At 39.0% G+C, this 3,241-nt stretch carries 4 protein-coding genes and 1 pseudogene; 3 read left to right on the forward strand and 2 right to left on the reverse strand.

The window, feature by feature from the left end; translation table 11 throughout:
- Positions 1-245 precede the first annotated feature (245 nt).
- From sugE to ACE01R_RS17555, 3 genes are read left to right on the forward strand one after another with little or no spacing between them, the layout of a single operon-like run.
- Positions 246-563 carry a quaternary ammonium compound efflux SMR transporter SugE gene (gene sugE / locus ACE01R_RS17545; protein WP_395552777.1) on the forward strand — a complete coding sequence of 106 codons (318 nt, stop codon included), beginning with the start codon at positions 246-248 and terminating at the stop codon, positions 561-563.
- Positions 564-598: 35 nt separating this feature from the next.
- Complete coding sequence (locus tag ACE01R_RS17550) at positions 599-1,081, forward strand: methylated-DNA--[protein]-cysteine S-methyltransferase (protein WP_395552779.1); 483 nt, start codon at positions 599-601, stop codon at positions 1,079-1,081.
- Between the two features lie 26 nt (positions 1,082-1,107).
- Positions 1,108-1,773, forward strand: a complete 666-nt coding sequence (locus ACE01R_RS17555; protein WP_395552780.1) for a nuclease-related domain-containing protein — start codon at positions 1,108-1,110, stop codon at positions 1,771-1,773.
- Positions 1,774-1,822: 49 nt separating this feature from the next.
- On the opposite strand, the gene ACE01R_RS17560 is transcribed toward ACE01R_RS17555, so the two are convergent.
- Positions 1,823-2,758, reverse strand: a complete 936-nt coding sequence (locus tag ACE01R_RS17560) for a tRNA dihydrouridine synthase (protein WP_395552778.1) — start codon at positions 2,756-2,758, stop codon at positions 1,823-1,825.
- 383 nt (positions 2,759-3,141) lie between these two features.
- A pseudogene (locus ACE01R_RS17565) lies at positions 3,142-3,241 on the reverse strand (IS5/IS1182 family transposase); the annotation flags it as partial.

The raw sequence follows: 3,241 nt of genomic DNA on the forward strand, positions 1-3,241 counted from the left end.
ATTAAAAACACGACTGGTATAGGCCAGTCGTTTTTTATTTGAGATCTTATTTAAGTTCTTATTTGATCTTTTAGGGTGCTGAATTGGTCAAAAAATGTAAAACAAGCACTTATTTAGCTCAATTATTATATAATTATCAAATAAATTACAGGAGGAACGACCTCCCTTGGTGCAATACCAATGATTGTTGCACTGAGAAAATTCGTCAGGACGACCTGACTCTAATCAAATGGAGCATAGTCGTCATGGCTTGGGTGGTTTTAGTTTTAGCGGGTCTTTTTGAAATTGTCTGGGCGTATTCCATGAAACTTTCAGAAGGTTTCACACGTTTAACTCCCAGTATCATTACTGTTATTTTCATGATTTTGAGCTTTGCCTTGCTGGCTTATGTCATGCGCACTTTGCCGCTTGGCACGGCCTATACCATCTGGACCGGGATTGGTGCAGTCGGTTCTTTTTTGGTTGGGGTGTTTATTTTAGGCGAGCCTGCATCGGCAATGCGAATGCTGGCAGCTGTACTGATTATTTCTGGATTAGTGCTGATGAAACTGTCATCATCATAAAATCCTAAGCAATGCTTTTATTACAGGAGAAGATGATGAAACTGGCATTTATGGAAATGACTTCTCCTGTAGGCAGCTTAAAACTGGTGGCCAATGACACGGCTTTGGTGGCAGTACTTTGGGAAAATGAAAATCCTAAACGGGTGCGTTTAGCCGAACTGATTGAACAGGTTCATCATCCAATTTTATTGGAAACCCAAAAGCAGTTAACCGAATATTTCGCGGGAAAACGGCAGAAATTTGATTTGCCTCTAGATTTTGAAGGCACTGAATTTCAGAAAAAAGTCTGGCAAGCTTTATTGACTATTCCTTTTGGAGAGACCCGCAGTTATCGTGACATTGCCGAGCAAGTGGGCAATGTGAAAGCGGTTCGTGCTGTGGGTGCAGCCAATGGTAAAAATCCAATTTCCATTATTGCGCCATGTCATCGTGTGGTCGGAGCAAATGGTAAACTGGTCGGTTTTGCCGGTGGACTGGAAAATAAAGATATCCTGTTAAAATTAGAGAAAATTGTTTAAAGTATAAAATCTTATAAAAAACAAAGATCAATAAAATATTGAATCAGATAATTGTTCCACTATGGTCAAGCTTTTGGTGGATTATTCTTGTTTTTATCGCAATAGCTATTTTTAAAGCCTTTAAACCATATTTCAAAGGTAAAGTGGGGGAATTGGCAGTAGCTGTACACGTTAAACTGTACTTAAAAGATCCTCACTATATTTTATTGAATGATTGTACTTTGCCAGATGAACAGGCAGGAACGACCCAAATCGATCATATTCTGTTAAGTCCTTTTGGAGTTTTCGTGATTGAAACCAAAAATTATACCGGCTGGATTTTTGGTGGTGAACGTCAAAAAATGTGGACGCAAAAGATTTATAAAAACAGCTATAAATTTCAAAATCCATTGCATCAGAACTATAAGCACATGAAAGTGCTGCAAGATGTATTGTCCGATATTATCGAGCCAGAGTACCTACATTCAGTGATTGTGTTTATGCCAGAAAGTGAGTTTAAAACGGCCATGCCGGATAATGTATTTCGTGGTGCGGCATGGGTGGATTATGTCAAAGGTTTTCAAGATGAAGTGATTCCTGCCATGAAACTCAAGCGTATCAAGCTGCGTATTGAAAAGGAGGTTTTGGAAAAATCATGGAAAACCAATCGAATGCATGTGGAAAATTTAAAACAGCGTAAAGAAAGTGGCTAAAGAAATTAGCTAAAGTAAAAAGCCTTTGAACATTCAAAGGCTTTTTACTTTAATGCTTGGACGCATTTAATTTTTCAATAATTTCAGTCAAGACTTTAATGCGTTTGACCTCGTTCCATAACTCTTTGGCTTCAGGATAATGCTTCGACATCATACCGAGCCATTGTTTATAGCGTCCCACCATATTCACTTCTTTTTTATAGGAACCACTTAAAAAACGAATTTGCAGAGCCAATAATTCATTCCAGGTAATCAAGGCTTCATCGGTATTTTGACGGATACATTGGGTGATATCGGGCGTGGTTACAGCAGCCCGGCCAATCATCAAATCTTCACAGCCAGATTCAAGTTGGCATTGTTTGGCATCTGCATTGGTCCAAATTTCACCATTGGCAATCACATTGATTTTTAATGCTTCACGAATCGGTTGCAACTGATCCCAAAATGCAGGAGGGGTATAGCCTTCCGCCTTGGTACGGGCATGTACTGTGACCCAGGAAGCACCTGCATCTTCAATAGCATGAGCATTTTCCAGGGTAAATTTTCTGTCCATATAACCTAAGCGCATTTTGGCAGAAACCGGAATATGTTTAGGTACTGCATCACGCACAGCTTTGACCAGCATGTGAACCACTTCGGGTTCATCTAGCAGTACAGAACCGCCACGGTGCCGGTTCACGGTTTTTGCAGGGCAGCCAAAATTCATATCAATCACAGGAGCGCCCAGCTCTACCGCACGAATGGCATTGGCTGCCAGCATTTCCGGATCATTACCTAAAAACTGCACATGCACAGGTGTACCTGAGGCTGTTTTGCCACCATTGAGTAATTCGGGACAATATTGATAGTAAATATGATCGGGTAGGACTGAATTGGTCACACGGATAAACTCGGTTACACACCAGTCAAAGCTGCCCACGGATGTGAGTACATCACGCATAATTGGGTCAGTTAAGCCTTCCATGGGTGCAAGGATGAGTTTCACAGTGATGTTTACCCGTTAAATTTGAAAAACGGTGTTATACGTTTTTTTCTGTGGGTTGTCTAGGAAAAGGTCTTTTAATGATGTGGGGGGATGATGATGGGAACTTTATATTATTTATAATGATTATAAAAGATTGTATGTTAAATAAGATTGTTGATTAAAAAATATATATAATTAAATCATTTGTTTAAAAAATTAAGACATATGAGAAATTTATCCATAGATTATCTGAAAGTAGCTTTAGCACTTTCGGTTATATTATTGCATTTAAACTTTTTACGCGTGGATGTTCCAGAACTAGGGTTTATTTTAGTAAATGGAGTATTTCGTTTAGCGGTACCACTATTCTTAATAATTACAGGATATTAGACTTCTTTCATAAATCATTTTTTACTCAGCTCCAAGTTATAGATTCCAGCAATTAAATTGAATCTCAAACCGAGTCTTTTCCCTCTATTTCGATAACGTTCGGCAAGGATCTTG

It is taken from the genome of Acinetobacter sp. BSP-28 (assembly GCF_044130285.1).
Lineage (GTDB): Bacteria > Pseudomonadota > Gammaproteobacteria > Pseudomonadales > Moraxellaceae > Acinetobacter.

Excerpts from the sequence above, each read along its gene's own strand:
- sugE (WP_395552777.1), top strand. The coding sequence starts at position 246 with ATGGCTTGGGTGGTTTTAGTTTTAGCGGGTCTTTTTGAAATTGTCTGG.
- ACE01R_RS17550 (WP_395552779.1), top strand. The coding sequence starts at position 599 with ATGAAACTGGCATTTATGGAAATGACTTCTCCTGTAGGCAGCTTAAAA.